The sequence below is a fragment of the Salinibacterium sp. TMP30 genome (assembly GCF_038397785.1).
Taxonomy (GTDB): domain Bacteria; phylum Actinomycetota; class Actinomycetes; order Actinomycetales; family Microbacteriaceae; genus Rhodoglobus.
The window spans coordinates 1701305-1717246 of sequence record NZ_CP151642.1 but is presented as its reverse complement, the minus strand read 5'-3'; the positions used below and the strand labels follow the sequence as shown (position 1 = coordinate 1717246).

Sequence of the window (15942 nt, the reverse complement as noted above, 5' to 3'; positions counted from 1 at the left end):
GCGTGTCTACACGTCTCTCTCAACTCTTTGTCCGCACGCTCCGCGAAGATCCCGTCGATGCTGAGGTAGCCAGCCACCGTCTTTTGGTGCGTGCTGGCTACATCCGCCGTCAGGCACCAGGGGTGTTTGCCTGGTTACCGCTCGGTCTCAAGGTTCGCCGCAAGATTGAGGCGATCATTCGTGAGGAGCTCGAAGCGTTTGGTGCGCAAGAGGTGCTCTTTCCGGCGCTTTTGCCGCGCGAACCCTATGAATTGACGGGCCGTTGGTCGGAGTACGGTGATGGAATCTTTCGGCTGAAGGACCGCAGAGATGTTGATTACTTGCTGGCCCCAACTCACGAAGAGGTCTTCACGCTGCTCGTGAAGGATCTCTACTCGAGCTACAAAGACCTGCCGCTGGCGCTCTACCAGATTCAGGACAAGTACCGAGACGAGGCGCGCCCACGCGCTGGCCTGCTGCGGGGTCGTGAGTTCTCGATGAAAGACTCCTACTCCTTCGACTACACGGATGCCGGACTCGACGTTTCGTATCAGCAGCACCGTGACGCGTATGAGCGAATCTTCACCCGCTTGGGCTTGGAGTACGTCGTGGTTGCCGCGGATGCGGGCGCCATGGGTGGCTCGAAGAGCGAAGAGTTTTTGCACCCCACCCCGATCGGTGAAGACACGTTCGTTCGTTCAGCGGGAGGGTATGCCGCGAACGTCGAGGCCTATCGCACGACTCCGCCTGAGGCGCAGCCGATTGAGGGGCTGCCTGAGCCGCTGATTTTCGATTCGCCTAATACGCCGACGATTGAGACGCTCGTCGCCTTGGCAAACGAGAAGCAGCCTCGCGCGGATCGTCCGTGGACCGCAGCTGACACTCTCAAGAACGTTGTGCTGGCTCTGAGTTCCCTCGATGGATCCCGCGAGCTTGTTGTCGTGGGCTTACCTGGCGACCGCGACGTTGACCTCAAGCGTGCCGAAGTTGCCTTCGCGCCGGCAGAGGTCGAAGCGGCAACACCGGAAGACTTCGCTGCCCTTGCGAAGCGTGAGGGAAATCCCGGCTTCGTGAAGGGCTACATCGGACCGTGGTCGCCCGAGGGCGCCGTTATCGGTGAGAAGTCGTCAACCGGTGTTCGATTCGTGCTTGACCCTCGTGTCGTTGACGGCACGCAGTGGATCACCGGAGCCAACATCCATGAAAAGCATGTTCTTGGTCTCGTGGCCGGTCGCGACTTCATTAATGACGGCACCGTCGAGATCTCGGATGTTCGCGCGGGTGACCCCGCTCCTGACGGCAGCGGCCCAATTGAGACCGCTCGGGGAATGGAGATTGGTCACGTCTTCCAGCTCGGTCGCAAATATGCCGAGGTTCTTGGACTCAAGGTGCTTGATGAGAACGGCAAGCTCGTCACCGTGACGATGGGCTCATACGGCATCGGTGTCACGCGTCTCATGGCGGCGATTGCGGAGACCACCAACGATGGCAAGGGCCTATTGTGGCCCAAGAACATCAGCCCGTTTGACGTGCACATTGTGGCGGCAGGTAAAGACCCCGTCGTTTTCGAAACAGCCGAGAGCTTGGTTTCCTCGCTCGAAAGTGCGGGACTCGACGTGCTCTTCGACGACCGACCCAAGGTCTCACCTGGCGTAAAGTTTGGCGATGCTGAGTTGCTTGGCGTGCCCAAGATAGTGATTGTCGGCCGCGATGCTGCCAACGGAATGGTCGAGGTCTGGGATCGCGTCACGAATGAGCGAACCAGCACCAGCATCGCTGAGGTTGGTGCAGCACTGCTCGGTTAAGGCGGCTAAACTAGCCTATTCGGAGCCAGTGAGGCTCCGGTTTATCACCCCTAAATGAATATCGGAGGCCCTCAATGGATATCGACTTGAGCGTGCTGCGCATGATGGAGCGCGAGCGAGAGATACCGTTCGAAGAACTGGTGCAGATCATTGAGCAGGCAATCATGAGTGCCTATCTCAAGCACGTTGAGGCTCCCGAAGGTAAGGCTGCAGAGATTGCGCCGACGGCTCGCGTCGTGCTCGATCGCAAGACCGGCCACGTCAGTGTGTGGGTTCCTGAATACGACGATGACGGCGCAATTGTCGGTGAGGCTGAAGACAGCCCCGGTGATTTCGGTCGCATTGCGGCTTTCGCAGCGAAGCAAGTCATCAACCAACGTCTTCGCGACATCGGCGACGACAAGGTTCTCGGCGAATTCAAAGGTCGCGAAGGAGACATCGTTGCCGGCGTGATCCAGCAGGGTCCCAACCCGCGCATGATCCACATTGATCTGGGCACCGTCGAGGCGATTATGCCTCCGGAGGAGCAGGTTCCGAGCGAGGAATACACCCACGGCTCGCGACTTCGTGTCTACGTCACTGCGGTGAACAAGGGCGACAAGGGTCCTCAGATCACTGTCAGTCGCACCCATCCTTCGCTCGTGCGCAAACTCTTTGCGCTCGAAGTTCCTGAGATCGCCAGCGGACTCGTCGAGATCACGTCAGTGGCTCGCGAGGCCGGCCACCGCACAAAGATGGCTGTGCGCGCCACAGAAGCAGGAATCAACGCCAAGGGATCGTGCATTGGTGAGCTTGGCCAGCGCGTCCGTGCGGTAACGGCGGAGCTCAACAACGAGAAAATCGACATTGTTGACTACTCAGAGAATCTTGCAGTGTTTGTCGCTAATGCGCTTTCCCCAGCCAAAGTCTCGAGCTCCTTCGTCATTGATGAGGCGACGAAAGCAGTGCGTGCTCTCGTTCCCGACTACCAGCTTTCGCTGGCGATCGGAAAAGAGGGGCAAAATGCTCGCCTGGCAGCCAAGCTGACTGGCGCACGCATAGACATCCAGCCCGACTCAATTCTCGACGGCGAGTAGTCGCACGACCGCTCGTGACTTCGTTCGCCATAAGGCGGAGTCGCCAGCGGTGGCGCGCGGCTCCCGAGTGCTGCTTATGCGCCAAAACTGGGCGCGGGGGAGTGCACGATTGGAGAGTAGGGGTATCATGGACGCAGTAAGAACGTGTATTGGCTGTCGTGCAAGCGGCAGCAGATCCTCGTTACTGAGGGTTATCGCATCTCACGGTGCGGTTGTGGCCGACCATTCGGCCGCACTTCCGGGTCGCGGTGCGTGGCTTCACCCCAGTACCACGTGTTGTGAGTCTGCAGTCAAACGCAGAGCTTTTGAGCGTGCACTGATGGTGAATTCACCGCTAAATACCGGAGCACTTCTTTCAGTGTTAGCTGAATATGAGGCGGGGCATCAACCGGTGCCCCCTAACGAACAGGCTGATTGACCTATGGACAACTAATGAGCGGCTCGAAATGAGTTCCGTCCGTAATTAGCGGTCTGCCCCTGTCTGGGCGCAGACCCAGACAGGAGAAATGTGGCTGCCAAACCACGCGTACACGAAGTCGCCGCCGAAGCAGGCGTCGATAGCAAGGCTGCACTAGCGAAGCTCAAAGAAATGGGCGAATTCGTTAAAGGCCCTTCGTCAAGCATTGAACCACCCGTTGCACGACGGCTGAAAGCTGCCCTAGAGGCAGACGCTGCACAAGCACCGGCAGAGCCGGAGAAGCCTAAGGCTGCTCCCAAGGCTTCGCCGAAAGCTGCGCCGAAACCCAAGACCCCGACACCCAGTGCCCCGACCCCTGCAGTGGTTGCTGAAGAAGCTCCGGCTGCTGTTCCAACGTCTGAGCAGGCTCACGAACCAGAAGAGGGTGCGGCTCCCGCACCGTTGACTGTCGCTGAGCGTCAGGCTCAGGCGTTGGCAGCAGAGAAAGCTTTGGCCGCAGAGAAAGCATCCGCCGAAGCTAGCGCGAAGCCCGAGGGCAACACGCCTGCGGCGCCGAGCCCGTCGGCAATTCCCCGGCCGGGTTCACCCCGTCCGGGCAACAACCCGTTCGCATCCAATCAAGGAATGCAACGCGGTGGCGCTCGCCCCGGAAACAATCCATACGCATCCAACCAAGGCTCGCAGCGTGCTGGTGGCGGGGGCAGTGCTGGCAGCGGCATCCCCCGCCCCGGCGCACCTCGCCCCGGAGCCCCGCGTCCTGGTGCACCTCGCCCCGGAACGCCACGTCTTGGCGCTCCGCGTCCCGGTGGCCCCGGCCAGGGTGCACGTCCGGGCGGCTTCGGTCAGCGCCCAGGCGGTCCCGGTGCTGGCGGCGGTCAGCGCCCCGGTGGAGCTGGTGGGGCTGCGCGCCCAGGCGGAGCACCGGGAAACAACTTTGGTCCTAACCGTCCGCCCGGTGGCGGTCGCGGTCGCGGCCCCGGTGGAGGTACCGCTGGTGCCTTCGGTCGCGGTGGCGGCAAGAGCAAGGCACGCAAGTCGAAGCGGGCGAAGCGGGCAGAGTTCGAACTGAGAGAAGCTCCGTCGCTTGGTGGCGTCAGCGTTCCTCGTGGCGATGGCAACGAAGTTATCCGCCTTCGCCGTGGCGCATCGATCACCGACTTTGCCGACAAGATAGACACGAGCCCCGGAAACCTCGTCACCGTACTGTTCCACTTGGGCCAGATGGCGACGGCAACGGAGTCTCTTGATGAGGCAACCTTCGGCATTTTGGGCGATGAACTCGGCTTCAAGATCGAAATGGTCTCGCCCGAAGAAGAGGATCGCGAACTCTTGCTCGGCTTCGATATGGATCTCGATCAAGAGCTCGAGGACGAGTCGGATGACGAACTCATTGTTCGCCCTCCCGTTGTCACCGTCATGGGTCACGTCGACCACGGTAAGACCAAGCTGCTTGACTCGATCCGTAACGCCAACGTTGTTGCTGGCGAAGCTGGTGGCATCACGCAGCACATTGGTGCCTACCAGGTTGTCAAAGAGCATGACGGCATCGAACGTCCGATCACCTTTATTGACACCCCGGGCCACGAGGCGTTCACGGCTATGCGTGCTCGTGGTGCGCAGGTCACCGACGTCGCAATCCTGGTGGTTGCTGCCGACGACGGAATCATGCCGCAGACGGTTGAAGCACTCAACCACGCTCAGGCAGCCAACGTTCCGATCGTTGTCGCGATCAACAAGATCGATAAAGAGGGAGCAAACCCGGCCAAGGTTCGCCAGCAGCTCACCGAATTCGGTCTCGTAGCTGAAGAATACGGTGGAGACACCATGTTCATGGATGTATCGGCACTCAACAACGTCGGTATCACCGAGCTTCTTGATGCTGTGCTTCTGACAGCGGATGCTGGGCTCGACCTGCGCGCAAACCCCAACAAGGATGCTCGTGGTGTCGCGATTGAAGCCAAGCTCGACAAGGGTCGCGGTGCTGTGGCAACCGTGCTCATCCAGTCGGGAACGCTGTCGGTCGGAGATCCGATCGTTGCGGGTACCGCCTACGGTCGCGTTCGTGCGATGTTCGATGAGAATGGCGATTCGGTCACCAAGGCTGAGCCTTCGCGTCCCGTTGCTGTGCTTGGTTTGACCTCGGTTCCCAAGGCCGGCGACGTGTTCCTTGTCACCGACGATGACCGTATGGCACGTCAGATCGCTGAGAAGCGTGAAGCTGCAGAACGTAACGCCCTGCTGGCCCGTAGCCGTAAGCGCATCAGCCTTGAGGACTTCACTAAGGCCCTCGAAGATGGCAAGGTCGAATCGCTCAACCTCATCATCAAGGGTGACGTTTCGGGTGCTGTTGAAGCCCTCGAAGAGTCGCTGCTCAAGATTGATGTTGATGACTCCGTTCAGCTGCGCATCATCCACCGCGGTGTTGGTGCTGTTACCGAGAGCGACATCAACCTCGCTACGGTCGACAACGCGATCATCATCGGATTCAACGTTCGCCCCGATCCGAAAGCCCGCGAGCGTGCCACCCGCGAAGGTGTCGACGTTCGTTTCTATTCGGTTATCTACGCGGCACTCGAAGACGTCGAGAACTCACTCAAGGGCATGCTCAAGCCTGAGTTCGAAGAAGTCCAGTCTGGTTTTGCAGAGATCCGCGAGATCTTCCGTTCCTCCAAGGTCGGAAACATCGCTGGTGTCATCGTGCGATCGGGAACGATCACGCGAAACGCCAAGGCTCGAGTTATCCGCGATGGTGTCGTCGTTGGCGACAACCTGGCGATCGACTCGCTGCGTCGCTTCAAGGATGACGTCACTGAGGTCCGTACCGACTTTGAAGCCGGTATTGGCCTTGGCAAGTTCAACGACATCCAAATCGGTGACGAGATCGAAACAATTGAAATGAAGGAAAAGCCGCGGGTTTAGCCGTTTGGTTTATGACATTGACCCCGTTCAAGAAGCTTGCGAAGCTCCGCTTCTAGGACGGGGTCAATGTCAACGCCGCGGGTAACATCACGGCAGCGAATAGTAAGAAGGAGTAAAGATGGTTGACGCAGCTCGTGCCGCAAAAATGGCGGACCGCATCAAGGTAATCGTTGCGAAAACTCTGGAGCGCGGCATCAGAGACCCGCGCCTAGGATTCGTCACCATCACCGACGTCCGGGTGACCGGCGACCTGCAGCACGCCTCAATATTCTTCACCGTTTACGGCACAGACGAGGAACGTATCGACAGCGCGGCGGCCCTCAAGTCGGCTACTGGGCTAGTCCGTCGCGAAGTCGGCAAGAACCTCACAGCACGACTCACCCCGTCAATCGAGTTCATCCCCGACGGCATTCCCGAGAACGCTGCGCTGATCGAGTCGCTCCTTACAGAAGCGCACCTGCGTGACGCATCAATCGGTTCGTTGAAGCAAAACGCAACCTACGCTGGCGACGAAGACCCGTACGTCAAGCCCCGTGATTTCGCTGCCGAAGAAGACGCGGCCGGTTTTGATGACGATGCTAATGACGACGACTCGGACGACGATGCGGTTTACGAAAGTAAGGACGACGGCGGCAACTCGTAATCAGAGCCGTCGTGCACGAGCAGTCCGTCGATCAGTAGTCCGGCGAGGGCTCGATCACGTTGTTCGTCATCGGGCCAAACCTGAGCTATCTCGGCAGCCGTAACTGGCACATCGCTTGCGCGTAATTCGGCGAGGATTAGACCGCGCACTTGACGGTCCGAACCTTCGAATCGCTTCTGTGTAGCTTGTCGTTTTCCCTCATAGGCGGGGTATCCCGTTGCTCGCCACTGGCAGAGCTGCCTCACCGGGCAGTCGTCACACAACGGCTTTCTGGCGGTGCAGACGATTGCCCCCAGCTCCATGACCGCCGCATTAGTGGCGCGAGCCGCTGCATCGTTAGTGGGGAGCAGTTGTTCCATCGACGAGAGATCTCGCTGTGTTGACGGCGGACCAGCCTCCCCCTGCCCGAGCACGGTGCGAGCGATTACTCTCCGCACATTGGTGTCGACTACCGGATGCCGGTGCCCGTAAGCAAAAGCGGCGACCGCGCGAGCGGTGTAATCCCCAACTCCTGGCAGGGCTAACAGTGAGGCCAGGTCCTCAGGCACGATACCGCCGTGGTTCTCAGTGATCATGGTTGCGGCGGCATGCAGATTGAGTGCGCGGCGCGGGTAGCCGAGACGTTCCCATGCCCGCACAGCATCTCCGGGCGAAGCCGAGGCGAGGGCTTCCGGCGTTGGCCATCGTTCGAGCCATTGCTCGAGCCGAGGGATCACCCGCACCACGGGAGTCTGTTGCAACATGATTTCGCTGACAAGAATGCCCCAAGCCCCAAAGTCATCGTGTCGCCAAGGAAGGTCGCGGCCGTGCTGGCCGAACCACTCTCGAATCAGACGAGAAAGTGTATGCAGCTCAGCGGCCGATGTTTCAGGCGTCACGCGAGAGCGCCGCGTAACGGGCGACGACGTCGTCAGGGGTGAAGAATGTGCCACTCGATTCGACTGCGTGCACGAGTTCGACCATGAGCGCATTCACCTTCGCGCTGCGGTTAAGCGTGGCCGCTGAGCGAACCACGGCACCGTTGAGGGCATCCACTTCGCTGAGTTGTCCGCGTCGAATGCTTTGCAAGGTAGATCCAGGGTTGGGAGTGCGACCCATACGGTTCGCCATGAGGCGGGGGAGTAGTTCGCCGAGCCACAGTGGCAGTCGAGCGAAAAGCCGCAGACGGCGATGGCTGAGACCCTGCAGTGTTTCACAGTGGATGCCTTCGGCAAGAGCGATCCGCACCGTCTCACGCATACTCGCCGTCATCACGCGTCGGAGTCCGGAATCTCGAACTACCGACTGCACACTCCGCCCGGTTATTGCGGGGAGAGCGTTGACCTGATTGATGATGAGCTTGGTCCACTGAGCGCCGCGAAAGTTGGGCACCGCGAAAGTGGGCATTACCTCATTGAGGATGTGGGCAGCGTAGCGGGCAGGAACATCGTTGTCCCCGGAAACACCGAGGTAGCTGGGGCCTGCAGCCGTGACGTGGATCTTGCCTGGGGAAAGAAACGATGATGCGAAGGTTGCGAGGCCACCGATCACATCCGACCGCGGCGACGCGTGTATCGCATTCTCCAACGAGTCGAGCCCGTTCTGAAAAATGACGACCGGCACGTTGCGGAGGTACTTGATGTTGTCGCGAAGCGCGGCTTCAGCGTCGTGCGCTTTCGTTGCCACGACCACAAGCTCGTTGACCCGAGTGAGAGTCGCGCCAGCCAATACCTGCGATGTGCTTTCGCCCCACGCGCCGGTCAGAATGAGGCCCGATGAGCGGATGGCATGAAGGTGCGCTCCGCGGGCGGTCACTTCAACATCGTTGCCGGCGCGGGCAAGCAACGACGCAATGGCGCCGCCAACGGCACCCGCCCCAATGATGCCGATTCGCATAGCCGAAGTCTACGGGCACCGTGGGACAATCCTCTGGGGAGTAGCCGGCGGTGTCGATACGTCGGCGAGGTGCGAGAGAATTGGCTAATGTTGTTGCGCTGCCCATCCGAGGCCGCCGGTGTGGGGAGGTGCGGTCATGGCTAAGCCCCCGCGTAACCCTGCCAGCGGAATCCTGTTCATTGATAAACCACAAGGAATCACCAGTCACGGCGTGATCGCCCGGGCTCGGGCATCCGTTGGCACCCGCAAAATTGGCCATGCGGGAACCCTTGACCCGATGGCGACAGGCCTCCTCGTGCTGGGTGCGAACAACGCGACCCGGCTTCTGACCTATCTGGTTGGTCTCGACAAGCAGTACACGGCCACGATTCGGCTGGGTGCGTCATCAAACACCGATGATGCCGAGGGTGAACTTTCGACCCCTGCTGCTGCTGCCGCCCTTGCCGCAATAACGGATGATGCGATCTCCGCGGCGGTAGCGAAGTTCACGGGCCCCATCATGCAGCGCCCAAGCTCCGTCAGCGCCATCAAAGTCGATGGCAAGCGGGCGTACACCCTGGCTCGTTCGGGCGAGGAGGTAGTGCTCGCAGAGCGTGCCGTGACGGTGTCAGCATTCGACGTGCTCGAGATTGAGCGAAACGAGTTCATCGACGTCAAGGTTCGCGTGGATTGTTCCTCGGGTACCTACATCCGGGCTCTTGCCCGCGACGTGGGTGACGCGTTGGGAGTTGGCGGCCACCTTACGGTATTGCGCCGCACCAAGGTCGGCCCGTTCACCGTCGAGACAGCTAGCACGCTCGGCGATGACCTTGAGGCGTGCCTCATTGCTCCGGCACAGGTCGCAGGCACGCTATTCGAAAGCGTTGAACTCGATGACCAGCTATCGTTCGAATTGTCGCGAGGTAGGCAGATTCCGCTTGGCGATGTGGGCACGGGCCCCATTGCGGTTGTTAACCCTTCTGGTCGCCTCATTGGCCTCGCCGAAGTCGTCGACGGGCGCACTCGCATCCTGTCTAATTTTCCCGCAGATGCGGTAGCAGTCTCGCAGGAAGGTGAGCCGAGCGATGGTTGAGTGGTTTGTGTGGGCACAGATTGTCATTGCGGTGCTTGCTGGAACGGCGGCGATAGTTGTTGGCTTTGCGGGGGTGAAACCGAACGACTACACGCTAGGAGCCACCCTGCTCGTTGAGGCTTTGCTTGTGGTCCAACTGGTGATGGCAATTATTGCGCCAGCGTTTGGCAATGTCGCGACCGGTAGTGGCTTAGAGTTTTGGATTTATCTGGTGTCGGCCATCCTGATTCCGCCCGCAGCGGTCATGTGGGGGCTCATCGAACGCAATCGCTGGAGCAGTGTTGTACTGGGGGTGGCTTGCCTGTCAATCGCGGTGATGGTGTATCGGATGAGTCAAATCTGGTTTGTGCAGTTGGCCTAGCCCAGAGCGCCTAAAGTTGATGCGATGACTAGCAAGGATTCTTCTACCTCAACGGGGATTGGCCGTGTGCTGATCGCCGTGTACGCGGTGATGGCACTGGGTGCTACCGCTCGGTCACTCTTTCAGATCGCGACGAAGTTCGATGAAGCACCGGTCGCCTATCTGCTGTCGGGGCTCGCAGGCGTTGTTTACATTGTGGCAACGGTCGCTCTCGTCCGCACCGGTGCGCTCTGGTTTAGGGTCGCCGTAGTGGCGATCATTTTCGAGCTCGTCGGTGTACTGACGATTGGCACGCTGAGCCTTGTTGATGCTGTTCTGTTCCCCTCCGACACGGTGTGGTCATCGTTCGGGGCAGGCTACCTGTTCGTGCCTCTCGTGCTTCCAATTCTCGGTTTGCTCTGGCTGTATCGGGTGCGCAATTCTCAGGAGAATCGCTGACATGGATTTGTTCGAATCAGTCGACGCCGTGCCGGAGGACTTTGGTCCCGTTGCTGTGACGATCGGCAAGTTCGATGGCGTGCACGGTGGCCACCGTGCGGTGCTTGCGCAACTTCAGCAGATTGCTGCCGAACGGGGGTTGCGTTCGGTCGTGGTGACTTTCGATCGCAACCCGATGAGCTTGTTGAACCCTGAGGCCTGCCCGCAACCGCTGCTGAGCAAGCAGCAGAAGCTGGAGCGGCTAGGGTCTACCGGCGTTGATGCAACTCTCATGCTCACTTTTGACCGAGCGTTGAGCGATGTCAGCGCTGAAGATTTTGTCACAACAGTCCTGGCTGGCGCGTTGGAGACTCACGTCATTCTTGTTGGTGCTGACTTTCGGTTTGGCGCGAAGGGCGCTGGCGACGTCAAACTGCTGCGTTCGCTGGGCGAGAGCCACGGTTTTGACGTCGTCGTTGTTGATGACATTGAACTCGAGGGTGGCCGTCGTATTTCGTCGACCTTCGTGCGAGAGTTGCTGACTGACGGGCACGTTGCTGAGGCTGGCCGAATTCTTACCGCGCTTCATGCTGTGCGTGGCATCGTGGTGCTCGGGCAGCAGCGCGGTCGAGAGCTGGGATACCCGACGGCAAACCTCGAGCCGAACTCTGAAGGATTTATTCCTGCGGACGGTGTGTACGCCGCGTGGCTAGTAATCGACGGAACGCCATTTGCGGCGGCTGTCTCGATTGGCAACAATCCCACCTTCCAGGGGGTGGCCGAAAAGCAGGTCGAAGCTCACGCTCTCGACCAAGATTTCGACATCTACGGCAAGCGCGTCGAAATAGAGTTCGTTGAGTACGTTCGCGGAATGGTCAAGTTTTCAACAATCGATGCCCTTGTCGAGCAGATGTGTCTCGATGAACTGGCAGTAAGAGAGATCTTGGGTGTGCCGGCGAAAGTGATGCCCCAGAAGTAGCGTCGTGAGGGTTGAGCGGCACCTAGACTTGTTCGAATGACTACAAGCACGCGCACTCTCTGGAGAGGGCGAACCCTCGCACTCTTGGGCATCCTCCTTATCGCCCTCAATGTGCGCACCGCGGTTGCGGCAATTTCTCCCATTCTTGGAGTAATCGAGAACGATATTCCGATAAGTAGCCTCGGGCTCGGAGTGCTCGGGATGCTGCCTCCGATCGCCTTTGCCCTTGCCGGCATCACTGCGCCGGCTATTGCTCGAGCTCGCGGTCTTGACGCGAGCTTACTGATTGCCGCGGCGGCAATGGTCGCTGGATCAAGCCTGCGTGCTGTCAGCGACAACTACGTCATACTGGCGCTCGGCAGCATCATTGCGTTGGTTGGAATGGGAATCGGCAACGTACTCCTCCCTCCTGCCGTGAAGAAGTACTTCCCTGATCGCTTGGGCACGGTTACCGGCGGGTATGTGATGCTCATCTCGCTGGGTGCTGCGATCCCCGCCTTTTTTGCGGCGCCGATAGCGGCGGCGGCTGGATGGCGTGTGTCGGTTGCGGTATGGGCTCTGCTGGCGCTCACTGCACTTATTCCCTGGTTGGTGCTCTGGGTGCGAGCGCGTCATGCGCGTCGCACCGCAGCGAACGACGAAGCCCTGCTGCCCATCTCGAGCAGCATCTCGGTGTGGTCGATGGCGCGTTCGAAGACAGCCTGGGCGATTACGCTCGCTTTTGGCGTCTCGTCGATCGGCTTCTATTCTTTCTTTGCGTGGCTTCCGGAGATCCTCGTCGAATCGGCTCGCTTTACCCCCATTGAAGCCGGAGCTATGCTGTCGCTCTTTGGCCTCATCGGTATCCCGCTGGGCATTCTGAGTCCCGTCCTTGCCAGTCGAATTTCCAATATAGGACTCGTGATGTTCGCGGGAGTGTTGGCTGGTGCGTTCGGTTACCTAGGGCTGGCATTTGCTCCAACGGCTGTCACGTGGCTCTGGGTGGCACTCGCCGGCATAGGGACGATTCTGTTCCCGCTGTGCCTTGTGCTCATCAATCTGCGAACACGTAGCCACGAAGGTTCAGCCGCTCTCAGTGGATTTGTTCAGAGCGTCGCATACTCGGTTGCAGCACTCGGTCCTTTCGCCGTCGCGCTCGTGCGAGAGCTGACGGGCGGATGGGTCTGGCCATTGATGTTTCTGCTCTTCACGAGCCTTCTGGCACTCGTGAGTGCCGTCATGCTCAGCCGTCCAAGCTTCGTTGAAGATGAACTGGAGATTTCCACCGCCGAGTTCGAAAACTAACTAGTTCGCGAGGGCTGAGTTGCTCAGTCGTTCAGGGTGGTGCACTAGGGCAGCAGCTCCGATCAGCGGGCCGTCGCTGGAAAGAGCGGATGCCACTACGCGAACCTTCGTAATAAAGGGGAAGGGCACTCGATCGGTGATGGCTTCGGCCACGAGGTTGATGTAGTCATCGGAGACGTGAGAGAAGCCGCCGCCAATAGCGACGAGTTCAAGGTCTACGAGCGCTGTTGCGGACGCGATTCCGTGCCCGACAGCACGAGCCGAGCGCCGCACAGCTTTCACGGCGATGTCGTTTCCGGCGGCATAGTCTGCTGCCAGTTCTTCTCCCGTGGTTCCGGACCAGCCGTGAGCTTGCGCCCATTCGACTGTTTTCGGTCCGGAAGCGACGGCTTCGACGCAGCCTGTTCCGCCGCAGCCACAGGCGACATCTTCTCCGCCGACTTCAACATGACCGAAGTGGCCACCGTTTCCGGTCGGGCCATCGATGAGCCGGTTGTCGAGGATGAGCCCGCCGCCGACACCGGTCGAAACAACCATCCCCATGAAATACTTCACTCCCTGAGCTGCACCGATCCAGTGCTCCGCGAGCGCGATGCAGTTGCCGTCGCCGCGCAGCGCGACAGTGAGTCCCGGCAGTTCGTCCTCGACGAGAGCCCGCACGCCGTAATCACGCCACGCGGGCAGATTCAGTGGAGAGACTTCGCCGCGAGAAACAGAGATGGGGCCGGCACTGCCGATGCCGACGCCGAGTAGTTTCGCCCCATCCGGCAACGCTGCGGCTGACTGGCGAATAACGGTGCGCACGCTCTCCGCGAGTTGTTCGCTCGAGGAGGAGCGGCCAGTGGGGGCGCGGAAGCGACTTGACGCGAAAACAACACCGTTTGGGTCAACGAGCGCGGCCTCAACTTTGGTTCCGCCGATGTCGATGGCGAGGGCATAAAGATTTGATGTGGTGGTGGTCACGGGATCCACCTTATTGGGTTGCGGGGGTGCTCTCCGTGCAAAGGGTTTCGTTCGTGTGATTTTCAGGTTGAGGGTGTTGGCTGCGCAAGTGCGCGTCACTAGTCGTGCGCGTCTGCTCATCTGAGCAGATGCTGCTGCATATGTTGTGCAGCGAGTGCGGTAGCTCTATCGTTGAGGTAGGAGGCAGCAGTGGACGAATCAACCGAACTCTTGGCCGTGCGCGTTGCCGAGCTGTACTACGAAGAGAACAAGACTCAAGATGAAGTCGGCGCGCTCCTCGGTATCACCCGGTGGAAAGTGGGTCGACTCCTCACGCGCGCCCGCGAAGTCGGAATTGTGCGAATCGAGATCGTGCACCCTCGCGCCAGGCGATTAGATGTCGAACGTCAGCTCCGAGACCGTTTCGGTCTCAAAGATGCAGTCGTCGTTCCGCTTCCCACCGAGAGCGAAGAGATCAACCCTCGCGTCGCCCAAGCTGCTGCCGACTACCTCGCCGCAGTCCGACCCGTTCCTCGCACTCTCGGTGTGAGCTGGGGCCGCACGCTCGATGAGGTTGCACGCCTGCTCGCACCCGGCTGGACCGTTGGGGTGCAGGTTGTGCAGATCAATGGTGGGGTGAGTCTCAATAGCAAGCAGGGCACCGCAGCACAGACTGCGGTAACGATTGCCCAGAAGGGGCACGGTCAGGCAACGCTACTGCCGATCCCCGCAATTCTTGAGCAGGTCGAAACGAAGCGCGCGATTGAGCGTGACCGCACGGTTGCTAGCGTTCGTGCCCTCGGCGCTTCGGCATCCGCCTATTTGTATAGCGCTGGTGTTGCCGGGGCGAGTTCGGTTCACGTCGATAGCGGCTATTTGACCGAGGGTGATGTTGACGCTCTTGTGGCCAAGGGCGCGGTGGGCGATGTTGTCGGGCGCTATATCGATCGCAATGGCGCGATTGTCGATTCTGCTCTGGATGAACGTACCGTCGGGCTCGGTCTTGACGAGCTTCGTGCAGCAGGGCACGCAATTTTTGTCGTCGCAGGCGACGCTAAGCATGACGTCGCGCGCGCCGTCGTTACGAGTGGGTTGTGTTCCGTCATCGTTACCGATGAGGCCACAGCACACGCACTTCTGGAGGAAACCACATGACAATCGAATCGGCCATCGCGCTCGCTCCTGCTGAGCGCGCGGTCAATCTCATCGGAGCAGATCTCACCGAGAAATCTCTCAAGCTTCACCTTGAGGGCCTCTCGGGCGTCGACGCGGTCGGGCTTGAGCAGCGTGCCGCAGGGTTGGGCACACGCTCGATCAAGACCACCTCAAAGGCATGGGCTCTCGACACCATCATCAGGCTCATTGACCTCACCACCCTTGAAGGCGCTGACACTCCTGGCAAGGTACGTTCGCTGGCGGCCAAGGCCATGCTGCCCGACCCCTCGGATGCCAGCACCCCACAGGTTGCTGCTGTCTGCGTTTACGGTGACATGGTTCCGTACACGGCAGATGCGTTGGGATCAGCCTGGTCGAACGGTTCAGACAACGGAATCAACATTGCCGCTGTGGCGACGGCGTTCCCGAGCGGGCGCGCGTCACTGCCCATCAAGATTGCCGACACGAAAGAGGCCGTCGCCAACGGCGCTGACGAAATCGACATGGTCATCGACCGTGGCGCATTCCTTTCCGGCCGGTATGGTGTCGTCTTCGACCAAATCGTCGCGGTGAAAGAGGCGTGCCGCCGCGAAAACGGCACCTACACCCACCTCAAGGTGATTCTTGAGACCGGCGAACTGAACACCTACGACAACGTGCGCAAAGCATCGTGGTTGGCAATTCTGGCCGGGGGAGACTTCATCAAGACCTCCACCGGAAAGGTGTCACCGGCAGCCACCCTGCCGGTAACCCTGTTGATGCTTGAGGTTGTGCGCGACTGGCACCTACTCACCGGCGAGAAGATCGGCGTGAAGCCAGCCGGCGGCATTCGCAGCTCGAAGGATGCGATCAAGTATCTGGTGACTGTTGCCGAAACAGTTGGTGAGGAGTGGCTGCAGCCGCACCTGTTCCGTTTCGGGGCATCCAGTCTCCTCAATGACGTTCTCATGCAGCGTCAGAAGCTCACCACCGGCCACTACTCCGGCCCCGACTACGTCACGATCGATTAAGGCACCC

At 59.9% G+C, this 15942-nt stretch carries 15 protein-coding genes; 12 read left to right on the top strand and 3 right to left on the bottom strand.

Going from position 1 to position 15942, the window contains the following annotated elements; all coding sequences use genetic code 11:
* Window positions 1-2: 2 nt before the first annotated feature.
* The 5 genes from AADH44_RS08380 to rbfA all read left to right on the top strand — a co-directional run bounded on the left by AADH44_RS08380 (window position 3) and on the right by rbfA (window position 6840).
* Window positions 3-1784 (top strand): proline--tRNA ligase, encoded by a 1782-nt coding sequence (locus AADH44_RS08380; RefSeq protein ID WP_341952302.1) that lies wholly within the window; start codon window positions 3-5, stop codon window positions 1782-1784.
* Between the two features lie 74 nt (window positions 1785-1858).
* Window positions 1859-2860, top strand: coding sequence for a transcription termination factor NusA (gene nusA, locus AADH44_RS08375; protein WP_341952301.1), 1002 nt, complete (start codon window positions 1859-1861; stop codon window positions 2858-2860).
* Between the two features lie 76 nt (window positions 2861-2936).
* A complete protein-coding gene (locus AADH44_RS08370) occupies window positions 2937-3278 on the top strand; it encodes a YlxR family protein (protein ID WP_341954969.1) in 342 nt (113 codons plus the stop codon).
* A 90-nt stretch (window positions 3279-3368) separates the two neighbouring features.
* The gene (gene infB, locus AADH44_RS08365; protein WP_341952300.1) at window positions 3369-6197 is read left to right on the top strand and encodes a translation initiation factor IF-2; all 2829 of its coding nucleotides are present in this window, start codon (window positions 3369-3371) and stop codon (window positions 6195-6197) included.
* 118 nt (window positions 6198-6315) lie between these two features.
* Complete coding sequence (gene rbfA, locus AADH44_RS08360) at window positions 6316-6840, top strand: 30S ribosome-binding factor RbfA (RefSeq protein ID WP_341952299.1); 525 nt, start codon at window positions 6316-6318, stop codon at window positions 6838-6840.
* On the opposite strand, the gene AADH44_RS08355 is transcribed toward rbfA, so the two are convergent.
* Both AADH44_RS08355 and AADH44_RS08350 read right to left on the bottom strand, forming a co-directional pair.
* Complete coding sequence (locus AADH44_RS08355; RefSeq protein WP_341952298.1) at window positions 6807-7718, bottom strand: A/G-specific adenine glycosylase; 912 nt, start codon at window positions 7716-7718, stop codon at window positions 6807-6809. The two genes, rbfA and AADH44_RS08355, sit on opposite strands and share 34 nt — an antisense overlap.
* Window positions 7708-8715 (bottom strand): 2-dehydropantoate 2-reductase, encoded by a 1008-nt coding sequence (locus tag AADH44_RS08350; RefSeq protein ID WP_341952297.1) that lies wholly within the window; start codon window positions 8713-8715, stop codon window positions 7708-7710. The genes AADH44_RS08355 and AADH44_RS08350 overlap by 11 nt, the downstream gene beginning before the upstream one ends.
* 136 nt (window positions 8716-8851) lie before the next feature.
* Here AADH44_RS08350 and truB point away from each other — a divergent pair, with 136 nt between their 5' ends.
* From truB to AADH44_RS08325, 5 genes are read left to right on the top strand one after another with little or no spacing between them, the layout of a single operon-like run.
* Window positions 8852-9787, top strand: a complete 936-nt coding sequence (gene truB, locus AADH44_RS08345) for a tRNA pseudouridine(55) synthase TruB (RefSeq protein ID WP_341952296.1) — start codon at window positions 8852-8854, stop codon at window positions 9785-9787.
* Complete coding sequence (locus AADH44_RS08340) at window positions 9780-10148, top strand: hypothetical protein (protein WP_341952294.1); 369 nt, start codon at window positions 9780-9782, stop codon at window positions 10146-10148. Before truB ends, AADH44_RS08340 begins: the two co-directional genes overlap by 8 nt.
* 24 nt (window positions 10149-10172) lie before the next feature.
* Window positions 10173-10586 (top strand): hypothetical protein, encoded by a 414-nt coding sequence (locus AADH44_RS08335; protein ID WP_341952293.1) that lies wholly within the window; start codon window positions 10173-10175, stop codon window positions 10584-10586.
* A 1-nt stretch (window position 10587) separates the two neighbouring features.
* A complete protein-coding gene (locus tag AADH44_RS08330; RefSeq protein WP_341952292.1) occupies window positions 10588-11544 on the top strand; it encodes a bifunctional riboflavin kinase/FAD synthetase in 957 nt (318 codons plus the stop codon).
* A 36-nt stretch (window positions 11545-11580) separates the two neighbouring features.
* A complete protein-coding gene (locus AADH44_RS08325) occupies window positions 11581-12828 on the top strand; it encodes an MFS transporter (RefSeq protein ID WP_341952291.1) in 1248 nt (415 codons plus the stop codon).
* Here the strand turns inward: AADH44_RS08325 and AADH44_RS08320 are convergent, their stop codons facing one another.
* Window positions 12829-13791, bottom strand: coding sequence for an ROK family protein (locus AADH44_RS08320; RefSeq protein ID WP_341952290.1), 963 nt, complete (start codon window positions 13789-13791; stop codon window positions 12829-12831).
* A 189-nt stretch (window positions 13792-13980) separates the two neighbouring features.
* On the opposite strand from AADH44_RS08320, the gene AADH44_RS08315 reads away from it, so the two are divergent.
* The gene (locus AADH44_RS08315; protein WP_341952289.1) at window positions 13981-14925 is read left to right on the top strand and encodes a sugar-binding transcriptional regulator; all 945 of its coding nucleotides are present in this window, start codon (window positions 13981-13983) and stop codon (window positions 14923-14925) included.
* Window positions 14922-15935, top strand: coding sequence for a deoxyribose-phosphate aldolase (deoC, locus tag AADH44_RS08310; protein ID WP_341952288.1), 1014 nt, complete (start codon window positions 14922-14924; stop codon window positions 15933-15935). The genes AADH44_RS08315 and deoC overlap by 4 nt, the downstream gene beginning before the upstream one ends.
* Window positions 15936-15942: the final 7 nt, after the last annotated feature.